The sequence below is a fragment of the Desulfuromonas carbonis genome (assembly GCF_054658035.1).
The window spans coordinates 1,280,636-1,297,627 of sequence record NZ_BAAHXR010000003.1; the positions used below are offsets into that span (position 1 = coordinate 1,280,636).

The following is a 16,992-nucleotide window of genomic DNA, read 5'->3' on the forward strand; positions in this document are numbered from 1 at the left end:
TCATGACCGACGTCTACAACACCATCGACACCGCCTCCCGACAGCAGGTCGAGCAGCTCGCCGCGATCCTGGAACTACGCGCCGCCGACCCGCAGCAGCGGGCGATGCTGCGCGCCTACCTGGAGCGGATCGACTTCCCCGCCCGAGCCCGTGTGGTCGAGGTCGGCTGCGGCACCGGGCCGGTGGCCCGGGTGCTGGCCCAAATCCCCGACGTCGGTGCCGTGATCGGCATCGATCCGTCGCCAGTGCTGCTTGGCAGAGCCCGGCAACTCGCCGCGAATCAGTGCAAACTGACATTTCGGGAAAGCTCCGCAGAGGCTTTGCCGCTGACGGACGCCAGTCAGGACGTGGTCGTTTTTCACACCTCCCTCTGCCACCTCACCGACCCGGCCGCCGCGCTGCACGAAGCCTTTCGAGTGCTGGTGCCGGGAGGCTGGCTGGCGGTCTTCGACGGCGATTATGCCTCAACCACCTTCGGCACCGACGACCTCGATCCCCTGCAGCTCTGCGCCGCGTCCTTCCGTCGTGCCTTCATCCACGACAGCTGGCTGGCCCGGCGCGCGCCGGGCCTGGCCGAGGGGGCCGGATTCACGGTCCGCGACTTTCGCACCTTCAGCTACAGCGAAACCCGGCCCGACTACCTGCTGAGCGTGGTCGATCGCGGTGCCGAGGCGTTGGCCGAGGAAGGAGTTATCGGGCGGGAGCTGGCAGCGGCAATGAAGGGCGAGGCCCGGCAGCGCACGCGGAAAGGACGGTTTTTCGGCCAGATCGGCTATGCGGCACTGATCGCGCGCAAGCCGGCTTCGGAAGGCTAATTCCGCAGAAAAACGTTGAAGCGATGGGGATCTTCACCAACACGGTATCTCCCAAAGTACGCAGGGAAATGATGGTGGAGCGCTGCCGAAACCTGTTGGGGTTTTCATGACCCACGACTGCGGCGTCTGCCCGCTGCGGGAGGGACTCAACGGCGGGAGAGAGGAACGGCAGGCGCAATGCAACGCCGCGGCTTTTCTACGCCGGGCCGGCTACCCGGCGCCGGAGGACTGGCGGGCGGCGCTGGCCCACCTGAGGCGGCGTTTCGGCGAGGAACCCTGCCCCCATGAGGTCGGTGTCTTTCTGGCTATCCGCTCAAGGACGTGGCCGCCTTTCTCGGCTGGAGGAAGCGACCGCTCAGCTCACAGCAACTCTTGAAGATCTACGGTCAGCCACGCCGCAGCCTGTGGTTGGCCGAGCATTACCGGCAGCTGCGCCGGCAACATGGCCCAACGACTCTCGGCCCCCTTAGCGATGCCGCCGGTTTGAATACTGCTCAATTTGCCGATTTGACTGTCATCGACAAAACGACCTTCACCCCAGCGCCTTTTTCATCCTCTCCAGCGCTTCAACCAGCAGGCTGCGCGGGCAGCCGAAATTAAGGCGCACGAAGCCGGGGGCGCCGAAATCGCCGCCGTCGGAGAGGCCGACCCCCGCGGCTTCGAAGAATTGCCCCGGCTGATCAAGGCCGCGGGCGCGGGTGTCGATCCACGCCAGACAGGTGGCCTCGACCGGGGTCATCGCCAGCCCCGGCATGGCGGCGATCGCCTGCGTCACCAGTTCGTGATTGCCACGCAGATAGGCGAGCAACTCCTGCCGCCACGGTTCGCCGTGACGATAGGCGGCTTCGGCGGCGGTCAGCCCCAGGGTGTTGACGTGCGGCACGATGCGCCCCATCGCCTGCTTGAATTGCTTGCGCAGCTGCGGATCGGAGATTACCGCGAAGGAGCAGCCGAGTCCGGGGATATTGTAGGTTTTGCTCGGTGCGAGCAGAGTGATGCAGCGGCTGGCGACCCCCGGATCGAGGGTCGCGATCGGTATATGGCGCTGCTCCGGATTCAGCACCAGCCCGGCGTGGATGTCGTCGGAGCCGATCACCAGATCGTGGCGGCGCGCAATCTCCGCCAGCGCCTCCAGTTCCGGGCGGCTCCAGGCGCGCCCCACCGGATTGTGCGGGTTGCACAGCAGCAGCAGCCGGGTGCGCGGGGTGATGGCCGCTTCGATGGCGGCAAAATCAAATTGCCAGCGTTGCTCGCGCAGCACCAGTGGCACATCCAGCAGCTCGCGTTCGGACAACCCCGGCGCCGATAAAAACGGCGGGTAGATCGGCGAGCTGGTCAGTACTGCGTCCCCCCTTTCGCCGACCGCGCGACACAGCACGTTCAGGCCGGTCACCAGTCCCGGCAGCCAGACCAGTTCCTCCGCCCCGATTTGCCAGGCAAAGTCCCGCTGCAGGTGGTCGATGACCGCCCGGCGCAACCCGTCGCCCGGCGCCGTGTAGCCAAATACCCCATGGTCGATCCGTTCATGCAGGGCGGCCAGGACCGCCGGCGGTGCGGCAAAGTCCATATCGGCCACCCACAGCGGGAGGATGTCGCGACCGGCATAGCGGTTCCATTTTTCGCTGCCGGTCTGGCGGCGGTCGATAAGCTGGTCGAAATCGAAAAGCGGTTGCGGCATGAAGAATCCTCACTGACGTTTGTCCACAGGGGGGCTCCTTCTGCGAGCCGCGGTGGGTGGCTGGTTTTCGCGAAAACCGCAGAAACATCTTGACAGGGCCCGCCTGCCCGATTTAAATTCTATCTAAACGATAGGGTTATAGCATTTTCACCGACAGAAGGCCAGAAGTCAAAAGTTTTTTCCGCAGGAGCGGCCATGCAGATTTCCCTGATCGGCGGACTTGACCGGCTGCAGCGCCACTACCGGGAAGAGGCGCAGAAGCTCGGGATCGAGCTGCGCGTCTACAATACCGCGGAAACCAATCTTGCCGCCAAGGTCAGCCATTGCCAGGCGGTGCTGCTGCTCACCGGCAAGATCTCCCACCGGGCCCGGCGCGAAGTGATGAAGGTCGCCCGGGCGCAGCGGATTCCGGTCTCCATGTCGCATCAGTGCGGGGTCTGCGCGGTCCGGGATTGCCTGAATTGCCTGCAACAGCAGGGCGCAACGCGGAGCTGACCATGTGCCAACTGCTCGGGATGAACTGCAACGTCCCCACCGACATCTGTTTCTCCTTTACCGGTTTTCGCCGCCGCGGCGGGGCGACCGACGTCCATGGCGACGGCTGGGGGATCGGCTTTTTCGAGGGGAAGGGGGCGCGGCTGTTTCTCGACCCGCAGCCATCCGCCCACTCGCCGCTGGCGGAGCTGGTGCGATCCTATCCGATCCGGTCGCTGAACGTCATCGCTCACATCCGCAAAGCGACCGCAGGGGTGGTGACCCTGGAGAATACCCATCCGTTCCAGCGTGAGCTCTGGGGGCGGCACTGGCTCTTCGCCCACAACGGCCACCTGCCGCTGTTCAAGCCTGCCCTGGATGGCAATTTCATGCCGGTCGGCAACACCGACAGCGAATGGATCTTCTGCTGGCTGCTGCAAAGCCTCAAGCAGCGCTTCGGCACCACGCCCCCGGCACCGGCCGCGCTGTTTGCCGTCCTGCAGGAGCTGACCCTGGAATTTGCCCCGCAGGGGATCAGCAATTACCTGCTCAGCAACGGGCAGGTGATGGTCGCCCATTGTTCGACGCGGCTCAGTTATATTGTGCGTCAGGCACCCTTCGGCGAGGCGCATCTGGTGGATGAGGATGTGGCTGTCGATTTCCGTGAACTGACCACGCCGCGCGACCGGGTGGCGGTGATCACCTCGCTGCCGCTGACCGACAACGAGGCCTGGGTCGACATGCGCCCCGGCACCCTGTGGATGTTTCGCGAGGGGGAGGTGGTCGAACAGGCCGACACCGCGCCCAGTCCGGTGCAGTCGCTGGAGAGCAGTCCGTTGAGGTGAATCTGAGGGGGTTTGCCCGGACGCGGTTTTAACCTGTCACCGGACAAACGGCATGGAGGGAGACCTTCTGGATGCTGATGGCATCGACCGGGCAGGCGGCGACACAGGCGCCGCAGCGGATGCAGTCGGCCTGGTTGATCCAGACCTGGCTGACCTCATCGACCTTGCGGGCGATCTTCCAGCCGGTCAATCGGCCATTGGCGTCGTGATGCAGGCTCTTGATCTTGAGGATACACTCGGGACGTGGTTTGGCTTTGACGCACCAGTCGCAGTAGATGCACTTGTCGCTGTCGATTTCGTATTTGAAGTGGCACTGATAGCAGCGCTGCGCTTCATCACCGGAGGTCTCGGCGCTGAACCCCAGATCAACCTCGGTCATCAGATCGCGCCGTGCCAGCGGAGTGGTCGGCATCCTCTGCAGCGGTACCGCGTCCATCTCGCGAATCCGGCCGCTGTCGGTAACATCCTCAATCTGCGCCACATCCTTGAGCCGGTCTGTTCCCGTCAGAAACCGGTCGACCACCCTGACGCACTCCTTGGCATGGCCAATCGCCTGAATCAGTGACCACGCACCGGTGGCAAAGTCGCCGGCGACAAAAATATTCTCCTGTGCCGTGCTGTGGGCCGCGCCGCTCTTAAGCCAGCCATCCTCCTGCACCAGCTGCCGGCGAAGGTTCGCATCGATCCAGCGGGTGTCGGGAACCTGGCCGGTGGCGAGCAGCACCGTGTCAACCGGGATTTCAACTTCGCTGCCCGAAATTTCGACCGGGCGGCGGCGCCCGCTGGCATCGGGCTGGCCGAGTTCAGTGCGCACAAAGCGCATCGCCGTGATCCTGCCCTTTTCGCCAACGAACGCCCTCGGCGCGACCATGCAGTGCAGGGGGATCTGCTCGTGTGCCAGCTCTTCGAGTTCACCCGGGGTGACAAGCATCTCCTCGACCGAGCGGCGGTACATGACTTTGACCTGGTCCTGCGGCATCCGCAAAATCGAGCCCGCGGCAACGGGACCTGCCTCTTCCGTTTCGAGCTGTAGTGTCGCTCCGCCCAGCCTGCGGGCGGTGCGCGCACAGTCCATGGCGGTAAAACCGCCGCCGATGACCACCACCTTCTCGCCAACTTCGGCGCGGCCGGTGGTATTGACTTCGAGCAGAAAGTCGAGGCCGTGTCGCACCCCCGCCAGTTCCTTGCCCGGCAGATCAAGGTGATTGGGGCGCAGGGTGCCGGCGGCCAGCACCACGGCATCGTACTCTGCCGCCAGCTCGGTCAGGGAAAGACTTTCACCGATGCAGGTATTGCAGATGATCTCAACGCCGAGCGCGACGATCTGCGCGATCTCCTGATCGATAATTTCACGCGGCAGGCGAAAAACCGGAATCCCCTGATTCAGCATGCCGCCCGGCTGGTGGTGTTTTTCGTAAACCCGAACCTGATGGCCGAGCAGGGCCAATTGCCGGGCCGCGGCAAGACCGGCGACACCGGCACCGACGATGGCAACACGCTTGCCGGACGCCGCAAACCACGGGTCGAGCACGACCAACCCCTGATCTTGGTAATCGGCCGCCGCCCGTTTTGAAAAACAGATGGCGACGGAATCACCCAGACCGTCCCAGCCGTGGCGGCATTCGGCTTCGCAGGGGCGCGCGCAGACGCGGCCGAGGACGGCCGGGAAGACATTGTCGCGCAGGTTGATCCGGTAGGCATCGGCGTGACGGCCGGCAAAAATGGCCGCCAGATAGTCGGGAATATCGGTGGCGGCCGGACAGGCTTTCTGACAGGGAATATTCTGCTCAAGCCAGGCCAAGTCTTTCGGCTGATCGGCACGGCCGAGCAGCCTGGAGAGCGCGCAGGAGGCGAGGGGCGCGGCCATCTCCTGGCGCTGTTCGTTCCAGCCGCCCAAGTGGTAGGTTTGCGGCTGGACCCCCGCCTGCAATGGTTGATCCTGACGCCGGGCAGCGACAATCTTCGCCATCAGCGGCAGGCGACTCCCCTGCGCCAGAGCGCGCTGCGCAAACACCTTCGCCGCGAAGGTATCGCCGCGCGTGGCGCTGCGCCGCTGATAGGCGGTCGCGATCAGCTCGCACACCGCGGTTTCGGTCGGGACTCCTGCATCGCACAAGAGGGCGACCGCTTCTTCAATTTGCTCGGCGTCGATGAGCGCCTGGGCTTGTACCAGAAGTTTTTGCATAAAAGTCCGCTCGTTTCAGGCGATCAGGGTGCGCAGGGTTTCGATGCCGAGCCGTGCGCAGAAATCGACGAAACGCTCGCTCTCGCTCCGGCGCTGTTCAAGGTAGAGGTCGAGAATTCTGCGCACCGCGGAAACGATCTGCGAGCTCGCCACGTCGCCGAGATATTCGGCGATCTTGCCGGCCTCACTCAGTTTGCCGCCGACAAAAATGCTGTAAGCCTCGGTGCTGCCGGTTTCCGGGTTGCGGGTCCGGGTGCCGCGCAGGCCGATATCGGCTACCCAGGCCTGGGCGCAGTTGTTCGGACAGCCGGTGATGTTGATACGCAGCGGACCAATCTTGCGCCAGTCGTTTTCATCGTCCGCCAGCGCGGCGTAGAGGCGGCGGCAGGCGTCCGGTGCGTCCGAGACCGCCAGTTTGCACAGGGTGCTGCCGACGCAGGCGACGATATCGGGCAGATGCTCATGGCCGGCAGTGCGCAGCCCGGCGCCGTGCAGGGCGTCAAGCAGCGCGGCGATGTTCTGGTTGGGAACCTCGTGCAGTTCGATGTTCTGACGGTTGGTGAACATCAGCACCCCGCCACCCAGCTCATCGGCCAGCCGCGAAATGGTGCGGGACCGCTCCGTGGTCAGTTCCGAGCGCGGAATCATGACGCGCACGATGCTCAGGCCGGGGTCGCGCTGGGGGATGACTTCCTCCCCGTTGAGGGACATGCGGCCGATGGTCGGAACCGGATTGCTGGCGACTTCGATCTGTTCCAGCCCGGCGATCCCCCGTTCGCGCAGGATCTCAAGGAGCAGCTCGCCGAACTTTGCCCCCCCCATGCGGTCCACCACCACCTTGAGACGCGCGTGGGCGCGCTGGCGACGGTTGCCGTGGCGACGAAAGGCCTCGATGGTGGCGCGGGTGACCGGCAGCACCAGCTCTTCGGGAACCCAGTCGAAGATGACCTTGGCCAGAAAGGGGCGGGCGCCGAGTCCGCCGCCGGCGTGAAATTTCCAGCCGACCCTGTCGCCACGTCGCACCGGCACCCAGCCCTGGCAGTTTATCAGGGTCTGCGCCAGCGCATCGTTGGCGGGCGCGACACTGATCTTGTGCTTGCGCGGCAGGTTGCGCTGGTTCTGGATCTCTTCATCCGCTGCCATCAAGCGGATCAGGCGCAGCGAATCGCCGATCTGGTTGGTTCCGACTCCGGCCAGTGACGAGCCGATAATATTGCGCGGCACATCGCCGCAGCCGTTTTTCGTCGTGATCCCGACCTCGGCCATCCCTTCGATGACCTTGTAGATATCCTGCTGGCGAACCCAGTGAAACTGCAGGGTCTGGCGCGTGGTGATGCAGAGCTCGTGCTGGGCGTATTCCGCGGCCAGATCGACCGCGCGGTTGAACTGACGGGTGGTCATGCGCCCGCCGGGGGTCACCACGCGGATCATGAAGAAGCTCGGTTGCAGCTGGTGATAGACGCCGCTCCACTTGAACATCGCCAGCTCATTGGGGGTGATGTCGGCAAACGGGCGGCGGGCGATCTCACGAAAATCGAAATCGGGATCGATCTCCAGCTTATCCTTTTCGACTTGCGTCAATTCAGGTTGTGCTTTCATGCTCTGACCTCATTTTTCCAGCAAGGCTTCACCGCGCGGGGACCGTTGCGTTCAGACCAGGCCTTCAAACAGGAGGCTGGTCAGGTAGCGCTCGCCGGAATCGAGGCGGACCGCGACGGCGACCGCCGCGCCACAAAAGATGCCGCCATCCTCTTCCTTCAGGCTCAGCAAATTACAGGTTGACTTATACGCTAAACTGAGTAAATTTGTCAAGAAACGTAACTGCAATTGTTGACATGTTAGCGTCTTTATGTTTGACAAAAAATTCACACTAGCCCTTGTAGAATAAGACACCGATTACGGAGAACCCGATGGATCCCATCTATTTCGACTACAACGCCACCACGCCGGTCGACCCGCTGGTGGTGGCGGAGGTTGTTGCCGCGCTGAACACCCGCTTCGGCAATCCGTCGAGCGGCCATCTTTACGGCCGACAGGCCAAGGAGGTGGTGGAGTTGGCCCGGCAACGGCTGGCCGCCCTGCTTGGCTGCACGCCGGCGGAGGTGGTCTTCACCAGCGGCGGCACCGAGGCGAATAATCAGGCGCTGATCGGGTTTGCCTTTGCCAACCGGGCGCGCGGCAACCACATTATCGCCACGCAGATCGAGCATCCGGCGGTGCTCGAACCGTTGAAATGGCTGCAGCGGCAAGGCTTTGACGTCACCCTGCTGCCGGTCGACGGTCACGGCCGGGTCGATCCGCAGGCCGTGGGGCGGGCCCTGACCCCGCGCACCATTCTGGTCTCGGTAATGCACGCCAACAACGAAATCGGCACGCTGCAGCCGCTGGCCGAGATCGGCGCCATCGCCAGGGAGCAGGGGATTGCCCTGCACAGCGACGCGGCCCAGTCGGTGGGGAAAATTCCGACCCGGGTCGATGAACTGGGGGTCGACCTGCTGACGGTCGCCGGGCACAAGTTCTACGCGCCCAAGGGCGTAGGGGCGCTCTATGTGCGCCAGGGGGTCACGCTCGACCCTTACCTGCACGGCGCCGGTCATGAAGCGGGCCGCCGCGCCGGCACCGAGAACGTGGCGTTGATCGCCGGGCTCGGCAAGGCGGCGCAGCTGGCGCAGGAGCGGCTGCCGGCCGAAGGGGTGCGGTTGCGCGATTTGCGCGACGATTTCCATCGCCTGCTGCAGGAGCGCGCCGGCGGTGTGATTCTCAACGGCCACCCCAACGAGCGGCTGCCCAACACCTTGAACATCAGCTTTGCCGACGTCAACGGCGCCGAGCTGCTGGCCCATCTGCCGGAGGTCGCCGCCTCGACCGGCTCGGCCTGCCACGACGGCAGTGGCGAACTCTCCGGCGTGCTCAAGGCGCTGGGCATCCCGCGCGGGCAGGGTTTCGGCGCGGTGCGCTTCAGCCTCGGGCATGGCAGCGACCGCGCAGAGATCGAGCGGGCGGCAGAACTGATCGCCGGGCGGGTCCGGGAATTGCGCCGCGGATGACAAGGCAAAGACTATCAAATCGATAGATTTTGAATTTTTTTCTTGACAGTCTTTCCGTAGGCGGGTTAATAATCGGCACAGTCGACAGTGTGCCAACCGCGCTGCCGGCCCAAAGAGTCTGCAACAACCACCCCAACAACTACCCTTTTGGTGCTGACCGGAAAAACCGGAGGCCGGGGCGATTCCCAGCGGCGTGCCATGCGCATGCCAAGGGGAGTTGTCCCGGCTTTTTTCTTGGGGTCGGCCCCCCCTGCGCAAGGAGTCGCGATGAAAACCGGTAACCAGTACCGCAAAAGCCTCAAGCAACTCGCTCCCAATCTTTACAAGTGGGGCAAGCCAATCAAGGACGTCACCCGCCATGCCGCCACCCGGCTGCATGTCAAGGCGATTGCCGATTGTTACGACGCCGGCTTCGACCCCGAACATGCGGCCATCTTTACCGGTGAGTCGCACCTGACCGGCAAGCGCGCCCACCGCTGGAACACCCTGATGCGCAGCGCCGATGACGTGGTCGCCAACGCGCGCATGAAACGCGCCCAGTTCCAGCGCACCGGGGCGTGCCACGGCGCGACCTGCGCCGGCTGGACCGCGCTCAATGCGCTGTGGGCGACGACCTGGGAGCTCGACCAGGCGGAAGGGACCGACTACCACCGGCGGCTGGAGAACTATTTCCGCTACCTCGAAGAGAACGCCCTGGCCACCGCCGGGGCGCTGACCGATGCCAAGGGGGATCGCTCCCTCGGTCCCGCCGCGCAGAGCGAGGCCGACCAGTATCTGCACATTAAGGAAGTCCGCGACGACGGCATCGTGGTGCGCGGAGTCAAGGCCCAGATCTGCGGTGTCGCCGCGGCGCACGAGATCGTCTGCGTCCCGGGCGGCGGTCTGAAAGAGGGGGAGGAGGCCTTTGCCGTGGCCTTTGCCGTGCCGCGCGATGTCGCCGGGCTGACGGCGGTGGAGACCCGGCGGCCGAGCGACACCCGCGACGAGGAAGAAGGCTGGGATGCCCCCAGGGCCGGCGGCGTCGGCCAGGCGTTTCTGCTCTTCGACGACGTCTTCGTCCCCAACGAGCGGGTTTTTATCCAGGGGCAGACCCGCTACGCCGGGGTCTTCATCAATCATTTCACCGCCCTCTACCGCGCCCCGATCGGTGCCTGCGTCGCCGGCCAGGGGGACGTGATGATCGGCGCGGTGCTGGCCCTGGCTGAAGCCGGCGGCTTGTCGCAGAAGGTCTTCCAGGAAAAGCTGACGCGCATGGCGATCAACAACGAGACCACTTTCGGGCTCGGCCTCGGCGCCATCCTGCAGGGGCAGGCGCACCCGTCGGGGGTGTGGATTCCCGACCCGCTGCTGGCGCACATCAACAAGGTGCAGGTGGCCATGCTCCCCTACGAGACCAAGCGCCTCGCCCAGGAGATCGGCGGCGGCATCACCGAGACCGGCTGCTTCCCCTCGTGGCAGGATCTGACCAGCCCGCTCTACGGCGACAAGCTGCTCACGGCCCTGGCGGCGGTCTCCGACGGCGAGACCCGCGCCCGCCTGGCGCGGCTGGTCGAATGGCTGACCGTCGGCGGCGGCATCCCCGGCTGCCTCAACGGCGGCGGCTCACCGGATGGCGCGCGGCTGGTGGTGCGCGCGCTGGAGCCGTGGAAAAAGTTTGCGACCAACGCCCGGCGCATCGCCGGGCTCGATCAGAATTAGACAGGAGACAGCAATGGCCAGCAATCTGCTCGAAAAACCAAGCGAAGACCTGCACACCAGCTACCGCGACGCTGAGCTCGAAACCCTGCCGCGCCCGCAGCTGGAAGCCTTGCAGCTGAAGCTGCTGCGCGAGCACATCGCCTTTGCCTCCGAGCACTCCCCCTGGTACCGCCAGGCCTTTCGCGCCAGCAAGGTTGGCGCCGCCAGCCTCGGCAGCCTCGACGATCTGCGGCACTTTCCGTTCATCAGCAAGCAGGTGCAGCGCGAACGCCAGCAGGCGGTCCCGCTGCTCGGCGATCTGCTGGCGGTGCCGGAAGCCGAAGTGGTCTATGCCTCGGCCTCCAGCGGATCGACCGGCGTGCCGACCCTCTCCCCCTTCACCGCCGGCGATTTCGACGCCTGGCAGGAGGTGCAGGCGCGCCTCTTCTACGCCGCCGGAGTGCGCGCCATCGACCGCTACCTGCACGCCCTCAACTTCTCCCTCTTCGTCGGCGGCCCCGATGTCATCGGCGCCCAGAAACTCGGCGCCCTCTGCTTCTGGGCCGGCACCGTCCCGGCCGAGCGGCTGCTGTTTCTGATGCAGGAGTTTCAGCCGACGGTCACCTGGACCACCCCCTCCTACGCCTGGTATTTGGGAGAGACCGCCAGGGCGCAGGGGATCGATCCGGCCAGGGATCTGGCGATCAGCCGCATCATCGTCGCCGGCGAGCCGGGCGGCTCCCTGCCGGCGACCCGCGCCGCCATCGAGAACCTGTGGGGGGCCGAGCTTTACGATTTCTACGGCATTTCCGACATCTTCGGCGCCAACGCCGGCATGTGCAGCGAGCGCAACGGTCTGCACTTTACCGAGGATCACCATCTGCTTGAAGTTCTCGATCCCAAGACCGGCGAGGCGGTGGCCGACGGCGAGAAGGGGGAGCTGGTGCTGACCACCCTGCAGAAACGCGCGCGGCCGATGATTCGCTTCCGCACCGGCGACATTGTCACCCGCGACGCTTCGCCCTGCCCCTGCGGCCGGACCCATGCCCGCATCTGGGTGCACGGCCGCACCGACGACATGTTCATCGTCAACGGCGTCAACCTCTTCCCCGCCGATGTCGAGGTCGCGGTGCGTGACATTCCGGAGTTGACCGGCGAATACCGCATCACCCTGAGTCGCGAGCAGCACCTGACCCGTTTCACCCTTGACGTCGAACGGCGCGACGGTACGGCCCACAACGACGCTGCGCTGATCGAACGCCTGAAGAGTCTGCTGCGCAACCGCCACGGCATCGCCCCGAGCGGCGTCCATATTCTCGCCGACGGCGCCCTGCCGCGGGCGGTGCACAAAGCGAAACGGGTCATCGACCAGCGCTGAAAGAATCCCGATCTCAATAGCAGGTTTTAAGAAAAATATTGTTGACCAACTTTGTCGATTACAGTATGATAAAATCTATAAAAACGATAGACTAATAGTTATATAAAAAATCGTGTCATTGTCCATGAGGCTGACCGGAACTACCGGAGGCAGGGGACCCCATCAAATAACTCACAGCAAGGAGAACGCAACATGAAAAGGTTTCAAATCCCCATTCTGGTCGGCCTTTTAATCATCACCCTCAGCCTGCTGGTCGGTTGCGGCAGTTCCAGTGATGTCAAAACGGCAGCCAATGCGCAGCCGGCTGCCATCACCACCTTGAGTGACAGTTTCGTCACCACCGATTTTGTCGCCGCTGTCCAACAGGGCTCGGTCAATGAAAAGGTCGTTCTCATCGACACCCGTTCAGCGGCCGAATATGCCGCCGGGCATATCGAGGGAGCAATCAATGTCCAGCATGGCGACTACATCCGCACCCGCACCGTCGCCGGCGCCACCTCGGACGTCAAATACCTTATCGTCAACGAGCAGGAATTCGTCGACCTGGTCAACAGCCTGGGGATCACCCCAGACACCACCGTGGTGGTCTACGACAACGACATCAGCTTCGGCTGGGCGCCGCGCCTGGCCTGGACGCTGCAATATTACGGGCACGCCCGCGCTTTCTCGGTCGATGGCGGCATCCAGAAGTGGCAGCTGATCGATGGCCGTCCGCTGGTGACCACCCCGACCCTGCCGACCCCGAACACCACCAGCTACGTCATCAGCGGCCAGCGCAGCATTCTGGCCAGCAAGGAAGAACTGAGTGCCGCGGTGGGAAATTCCTCGTTTGTGGTGCTCGACGCCCGGGTGCCGGGGGAATACGCCGGGGTGACCAACGCCACCTGGGATGCCTACCGCCTCGGCCACATCCCCGGCGCGATCTTCATCGACTGGGCCGACGTGCTCAAGGATAACGCCGCTGGCGTTTGGCTGGCCGATGGTTCGCGTCCGGTCAAAGTGCTGAAGAGCGAGACCGAACTGCGCAACTACTTCGCCGCCCGTGGCGTCACCGCCGACACAACGATCATTGCCCATTGCGAGGGGGGGATCCGTTCCTCCTTCATCACCCAGGTGCTGCTCGGTCTCGGCTACACCGTGAAGAACTACGACGGTTCCTGGAACGACTGGGGTAAACAGACCGACGGCACCGCCTTCCCGGTGGAGAACACCACCGCCACGCTGGAAGCGTTGCGCGACCCCACCGCCGCGATCAGTGACTATTTCGCCAGCACCGACGAGCTTGCAACGGAACTTGCGGCCAATCCGGCCACTACCAAGATCATCGACATCCGCTCCGCGGCACTCTACGCGGCCGGTCACATCCCCGGCGCCATCAACGTTTCGGCAAACGCGTTGACCGTTGATCGTGCCGATGGCGTCCAGCGCCTGCTCCCCTCTCAAGCCGAGTTCATTGCCCTCGCTAACAGCCTCGGCATTGTCGATGGCGACCGCGTGATCGTTTACGATGCGGACAGCAGCTCGTCCGCCGCGCGGGTTGCCTGGTCCTTCGTCTACTACGGCCATGACGCCCGTGCCCTCGACGGCGGCTACAAGAAGTGGACCGGTGAAAGCAAATCGACCGAAACGACCGTCAATACCCCGGTCGCCACAAGCAGCTTCACCATTGTCGGCAACGATGGCAGCCTGGCCCTGGCCGCCGATGTTCTGGCGGCGATCAGTGACCCTGCGGCGGTCATCAACGACACCCGCCAGGCCACCGAATACCTGCAAAGCGTGCCGCGCACCGACGGCCTCAATCCGGGGCATGTGCCGGGCGCCATCTGGCTCGAATGGTCCGACCTGCTGACCTACGACGCCGCCACCGGCGCCAAGGTGCTCAAAGATGCCGACTCGCTCTTCTATCAGTTCCTCGCCGCTGGCATCACCCCGGACAAACGGGTCATCACCTATTGCCAGTCGGGCTACCGTTCGGGTTTCTCCGCCCTGGTGCTCAAAAGTCTCGGCTACCCGGAGGTGCAGAACTACGACGGCTCCTGGCGCGAATGGGGCAAGTACAACATTACCGACCCGACCAATTTCCCGGTCGAGTAAGCCCTTGGCACTCGCTGATGTCTAATTTCGGGTCGGCCCTCTCTCCGGGCCGGCCCACTTTTTCCCAATTGGAGCCTGACTGATGAAGCTTTTTCCTTTGCTACAGATATTCATCTCCACTGCGGTTCTGTTCCTCGCTACTTCCAGCCTCAGCTTCGCCGGAGCCTGGACCCAGAAAGCGGGGCATCTCTACAACCGGGTGGCGCTCAACTACTATTTCGCCGACCGCAACTTCGACGGTGACGGCGACCGGGTCGATTTCGCCAACAACGGCGAGTTCAGCGATTACAACCTGAGCAACTACTTCGAATACGGCCTGACCGACCCCTTGACGATTTTCGGCTCGCTGGCTTACAAACGGATTAAAAACGACAGCGATCTGCGCCGCGACACGACCTGGGGGGTCGGCGATATCGACCTCGGCTTGCGACAGCGGTTGCTCGACAATGATCTGGGGATCTTTTCGGTGCAGGCACTGGTGAAAATCCCCGAGGCCTACGACGAGGACGACTATCTGCCGCTGGGCAACGGCCAGTACGATATCGAAGGGAAAATACTCTACGGTCGTTCCCTCTACCCGCTGCTCCCCGGTTACACCAACCTGGAGCTCGGCTATCGCTGGCGCGATGGAGCGCCGTCCGACGAGATCCGCTATCTGGTCGAAATCGGTTTCGACCTGGCGGAAAAGGTCTACACCCGCGGGAAACTGGATGGCATTTTCAGTGTCGACAACGGCGCCCGCACCGACGCCACCGGTAATCCGACCACCACCAATAACTTCGACCTGGCCAAGCTGGATCTGACCATTGGCTACAAGCTGACCCCGGCCTGGGCGATCGAGGCGGCCTGGACGCCGGCAATTTACGGCCAGAACACCGCAGCCGGTGCGACCTACACCCTGGCGCTCAGTTTCGCCACCCCCTGAAAGTGAGCGATTGTTTCATGGCACAAACGAGTTCCGAACTGCGGGTGCAATTGCGGACGCACCAGTCCGAGATTCTTGTCGGTTGCGATGAGTGCGGCATCTGCGTCGCCCAGTGCCCCTATCTGCAGCGCAGCGGCAACCCGCTGCAAATCGCCGCCGCCCTCGATGGCGCCACCCCGGCCAGTCTGACCAGCGCGTTCGATTGCACCCTGTGCGGCCTGTGTAACGCGGTCTGCCCCCAGCAGCTGCCGCTTGACGATTTTTTCCTCGAAATGCGCCGGGAGGCGGTCGATCGCCATCACGGCGCATTCGCCGCCCACGCGCCGTTGAAAAATTACGAAAAGCTCGGCACCTCAAAACGCTTCACTCTCTACCGGCTTCCGCACGATTGCACGACGATTTTTTTTCCTGGTTGTTCCCTCTCCGGCACCCGTCCCGGCGGGGTCAACCAGGTCTTCAGCCAGCTGCAGCAAGGCGACCCGCAGGTCGGCATCGTCTTCGATTGCTGTCTGAAGCCCTCGCACAGTCTCGGCCGCGAAGCCTATGTCGACAGCATGTTCAGCGAGATGCGCGACTGGCTGGTGACGCAGGGGGTCAAGGAAGTGCTGGTCGCCTGCCCCAACTGTCAGGTCATGTTCGAACGTTTCGGTGCCGGGCTGCAGGTACGTACGGTGTGGGAAGCGCTGGCCGATTCCGGGCTGCAACCACAAAAGGCCAGCGGCACGGTGACGGTGCACGACCCCTGCGTCATCCGCAATTCGACCCCGACCCATGCGGCGGTGCGCACCCTGCTGCAGCGTCAGGGGTTGACGGTGGAAGAGATGCCCAATTCGGGCCCGAACACGGTCTGCTGCGGCAAGGGAGGGGGGGTCGACCTGCTCCAGCCCGAACTGGCGGCAGAATGGCAAGACCTGCGCCGGCGCGAAGCCGCGGGCCGTCGCACCATCAGCTACTGTGCCGGTTGTGTACAGGCACTCGGCACCCAGACCCCCACCAGCCATCTGGTCGACATCCTGTTTGCTCCGCAGGCGACTTTGGCCGATCGTAAAAGAGGCGCCAAAGCGCCCTGGACTTATCTGAATCGACTGCGCCTGAAAAGCGCCTACAACCGTAAAGAGGGATTTGCCGTGAGCCGTGAGAGAAACATTCTTCCTGAAAATTCGTCATCCAGAAAATCGGCGTTGAAACCTTTGATCCTGCTAACGTTGCTGGCAGCCGTCATCGCCACGATTCAGTTCTCCGGAGCAGACCAGTATCTGCAGCAGGAGAAACTCCAGGCCCTGATTGCCGACTATGGCGTGCTCGCCCCATTGATCTACATGCTGATTTATGCCCTGGCGCCGGTCCTCTTTTTGCCTGGTTTGCCGATTACTCTCGTTGGTGGCCTGCTTTTCGGCCCGGTCTGGGGAGTGGTCTATACCATTATCGGCGCCACCACCGGCTCGGCGCTGGCCTTTCTGGTCGCCCGCTATCTGGCCCGCGACTGGGTGGCCGCCAAACTGACCGGACCGACCTGGAGCAAGCTTGATGCCGAGGTCGGCCAGCATGGCTGGAAGGTGGTAGCCTTTACCCGGCTGATTCCGGCCTTCCCGTTCAACCTGCTGAACTACGCCTTCGGCCTGACCAGGGTCGGGTTTGTGCCGTATGTGGTCGCGACCTTTGTCTGCATGCTGCCGGCCTGTATCGCCTTCATCGTCTTTTCCAGTTCGCTGTTCGATTTGCTGCGCGGCAGCATTTCGCCCCGGGTTCTGCTGGGGATCGGGCTGGTAGGGCTGGTGTCGCTGCTCCCCGTTCTCAAGGGGAAACTGGGGGGGCAGGCGATCGATGCCAAGGAGCATTGAGGGGGGCAAGGGGCGAGATGTTCCATCGTGAGG

At 63.7% G+C, this 16,992-nt stretch carries 12 protein-coding genes and 2 pseudogenes; 10 read left to right on the top strand and 4 right to left on the bottom strand.

The features are described 5' to 3' along the window. Positions 1 to 2: 2 nt before the first annotated feature. Both ACYQ8E_RS12875 and ACYQ8E_RS18415 read left to right on the top strand, forming a co-directional pair. Positions 3 to 815: a methyltransferase domain-containing protein gene (locus ACYQ8E_RS12875; RefSeq protein WP_066722832.1), complete on the top strand. Its 813-nt coding sequence runs from the start codon at positions 3 to 5 to the stop codon at positions 813 to 815. A 106-nt stretch (positions 816 to 921) separates the two neighbouring features. Continuing rightward, positions 922 to 1,415: pseudogene (locus ACYQ8E_RS18415) on the top strand (DUF3793 family protein). On the opposite strand, the gene ACYQ8E_RS12885 reads toward ACYQ8E_RS18415, so the two are convergent. Next, a complete protein-coding gene (locus ACYQ8E_RS12885; protein ID WP_066722837.1) occupies positions 1,348 to 2,493 on the bottom strand; it encodes a MalY/PatB family protein in 1,146 nt (381 codons plus the stop codon). The pseudogene ACYQ8E_RS18415 and the gene ACYQ8E_RS12885 overlap by 68 nt on opposite strands. Before the next feature lie 195 nt (positions 2,494 to 2,688). On the opposite strand from ACYQ8E_RS12885, the gene ACYQ8E_RS12890 reads away from it, so the two are divergent. Next, positions 2,689 to 2,988, top strand: coding sequence for a DUF2325 domain-containing protein (locus ACYQ8E_RS12890; protein ID WP_066722840.1), 300 nt, complete (start codon positions 2,689 to 2,691; stop codon positions 2,986 to 2,988). A 2-nt stretch (positions 2,989 to 2,990) separates the two neighbouring features. Continuing rightward, entirely contained in the window at positions 2,991 to 3,812 is an 822-nt protein-coding gene (locus tag ACYQ8E_RS12895) for a class II glutamine amidotransferase (protein WP_066722844.1), read from the top strand. Positions 3,813 to 3,840: 28 nt separating this feature from the next. Here the strand turns inward: ACYQ8E_RS12895 and ACYQ8E_RS12900 are convergent, their stop codons facing one another. From ACYQ8E_RS12900 to ACYQ8E_RS12910, 3 genes and pseudogenes are all read right to left on the bottom strand, one after another. Then, a complete protein-coding gene (locus tag ACYQ8E_RS12900) occupies positions 3,841 to 5,997 on the bottom strand; it encodes an FAD-dependent oxidoreductase (RefSeq protein WP_066722846.1) in 2,157 nt (718 codons plus the stop codon). Positions 5,998 to 6,012: 15 nt separating this feature from the next. After that, positions 6,013 to 7,596 (bottom strand): nitrite/sulfite reductase, encoded by a 1,584-nt coding sequence (locus ACYQ8E_RS12905; protein WP_066722848.1) that lies wholly within the window; start codon positions 7,594 to 7,596, stop codon positions 6,013 to 6,015. A 51-nt stretch (positions 7,597 to 7,647) separates the two neighbouring features. After that, positions 7,648 to 7,758: pseudogene (locus tag ACYQ8E_RS12910) on the bottom strand (cysteine synthase A); the annotation flags it as partial. A gap of 149 nt (positions 7,759 to 7,907) precedes the next feature. Between ACYQ8E_RS12910 and ACYQ8E_RS12915 the strand changes: the two are divergent. The 6 genes from ACYQ8E_RS12915 (at position 7,908) to ACYQ8E_RS12940 (ending at position 16,959) form a co-directional block, all read left to right on the top strand. Then, positions 7,908 to 9,044 (top strand): cysteine desulfurase family protein, encoded by a 1,137-nt coding sequence (locus tag ACYQ8E_RS12915; RefSeq protein ID WP_066722851.1) that lies wholly within the window; start codon positions 7,908 to 7,910, stop codon positions 9,042 to 9,044. Between the two features lie 267 nt (positions 9,045 to 9,311). Next, the gene (locus tag ACYQ8E_RS12920; protein ID WP_459861064.1) at positions 9,312 to 10,742 is read left to right on the top strand and encodes a 4-hydroxyphenylacetate 3-hydroxylase N-terminal domain-containing protein; all 1,431 of its coding nucleotides are present in this window, start codon (positions 9,312 to 9,314) and stop codon (positions 10,740 to 10,742) included. A 13-nt stretch (positions 10,743 to 10,755) separates the two neighbouring features. Continuing rightward, positions 10,756 to 12,099 (top strand): phenylacetate--CoA ligase family protein, encoded by a 1,344-nt coding sequence (locus ACYQ8E_RS12925; protein WP_066722856.1) that lies wholly within the window; start codon positions 10,756 to 10,758, stop codon positions 12,097 to 12,099. A gap of 192 nt (positions 12,100 to 12,291) precedes the next feature. Continuing rightward, the gene (locus ACYQ8E_RS12930; protein ID WP_066722858.1) at positions 12,292 to 14,193 is read left to right on the top strand and encodes a sulfurtransferase; all 1,902 of its coding nucleotides are present in this window, start codon (positions 12,292 to 12,294) and stop codon (positions 14,191 to 14,193) included. Between the two features lie 82 nt (positions 14,194 to 14,275). Then, entirely contained in the window at positions 14,276 to 15,118 is an 843-nt protein-coding gene (locus ACYQ8E_RS12935) for a hypothetical protein (protein ID WP_066722862.1), read from the top strand. Between the two features lie 17 nt (positions 15,119 to 15,135). Further along, the gene (locus tag ACYQ8E_RS12940; protein WP_066722865.1) at positions 15,136 to 16,959 is read left to right on the top strand and encodes a VTT domain-containing protein; all 1,824 of its coding nucleotides are present in this window, start codon (positions 15,136 to 15,138) and stop codon (positions 16,957 to 16,959) included. The last annotated feature ends 33 nt before the right edge of the window (positions 16,960 to 16,992 follow it).

Coding starts and splice junctions, on each gene's coding strand:
- ACYQ8E_RS12875 (WP_066722832.1), top strand. CDS start 3: ATGACCGACGTCTACAACACCATCGACACCGCCTCCCGACAGCAGGTC.
- ACYQ8E_RS12885 (WP_066722837.1), bottom strand. CDS start 2,493: ATGCCGCAACCGCTTTTCGATTTCGACCAGCTTATCGACCGCCGCCAG.
- ACYQ8E_RS12890 (WP_066722840.1), top strand. CDS start 2,689: ATGCAGATTTCCCTGATCGGCGGACTTGACCGGCTGCAGCGCCACTAC.
- ACYQ8E_RS12895 (WP_066722844.1), top strand. CDS start 2,991: ATGTGCCAACTGCTCGGGATGAACTGCAACGTCCCCACCGACATCTGT.
- ACYQ8E_RS12900 (WP_066722846.1), bottom strand. CDS start 5,997: ATGCAAAAACTTCTGGTACAAGCCCAGGCGCTCATCGACGCCGAGCAA.
- ACYQ8E_RS12905 (WP_066722848.1), bottom strand. CDS start 7,596: ATGAAAGCACAACCTGAATTGACGCAAGTCGAAAAGGATAAGCTGGAG.
- ACYQ8E_RS12915 (WP_066722851.1), top strand. CDS start 7,908: ATGGATCCCATCTATTTCGACTACAACGCCACCACGCCGGTCGACCCG.
- ACYQ8E_RS12920 (WP_459861064.1), top strand. CDS start 9,312: ATGAAAACCGGTAACCAGTACCGCAAAAGCCTCAAGCAACTCGCTCCC.
- ACYQ8E_RS12925 (WP_066722856.1), top strand. CDS start 10,756: ATGGCCAGCAATCTGCTCGAAAAACCAAGCGAAGACCTGCACACCAGC.
- ACYQ8E_RS12930 (WP_066722858.1), top strand. CDS start 12,292: ATGAAAAGGTTTCAAATCCCCATTCTGGTCGGCCTTTTAATCATCACC.
- ACYQ8E_RS12935 (WP_066722862.1), top strand. CDS start 14,276: ATGAAGCTTTTTCCTTTGCTACAGATATTCATCTCCACTGCGGTTCTG.
- ACYQ8E_RS12940 (WP_066722865.1), top strand. CDS start 15,136: ATGGCACAAACGAGTTCCGAACTGCGGGTGCAATTGCGGACGCACCAG.